The following is a 592-nucleotide window of genomic DNA, read 5'->3' as shown; positions in this document are numbered from 1 at the left end:
GCACGGAACGCGTCATCGGGCGCACTCAAGTGACGCGGATCGATTGGGGGCAACGCACCGAAAAGAACCGTGTCGGATGGACGCCGCGACCCTTTGCCGAAGGCGCCGATGCGGCGATCGGCCCGGCCGGCGTGCCCGAGGAGATCGTGCGCTTCGACCTTCGGCCGCCCCGGCCGGGCGAACGCATGGTCACGCTCCCCATGACCGGCAATGGCCTGTTCGGCGGGTGGTTCGTCAGCACGGCGACGATCGCGGTCGGCGGTGAGCCGCTCCGGGTCGGCTTCGACCCGCGCCAGCCGCGCAGCATCGCCAATGCCGGCGCGGGCAAGCGCCTCGCCGCCCTGTTCGGTGGCACCTTGTCGGGCGAGGCCACCCCCGCGATCATCGCGTTCGGCATCGCCCGCCCGGTCCGCACGCTGACGCTCGACCGCCCCTTCCCGATCGGCCATCTCCAGCTGAGCACGCTCGCTATGCGGGTCGCGGACGGCGGGAGCACCAGGGACATCCCCGAGGCCGATGCCCCGAAGAGCGATCCCGATGAAGTGGTGGTGGTCGCCAAGGGCAAGCACGACCCGAAACGCGACCGGCTCAT

1 protein-coding gene is annotated in these 592 nt (G+C 71.1%); it reads left to right on the top strand.

Features of this window, described 5'->3' with window-relative positions; all coding sequences use genetic code 11:
- Positions 1-592, top strand: a 592-nt coding sequence (locus tag AC1DZC_RS20165) for a hypothetical protein (RefSeq protein WP_477044519.1), incomplete at both ends; no start/stop codon positions are given.

It is taken from the genome of Cellulomonas sp. P2_B4, assembly GCF_056404795.1.
Note: the sequence above shows the minus strand (reverse complement) of the source record. Positions and strands in the feature narration are given on the sequence as shown.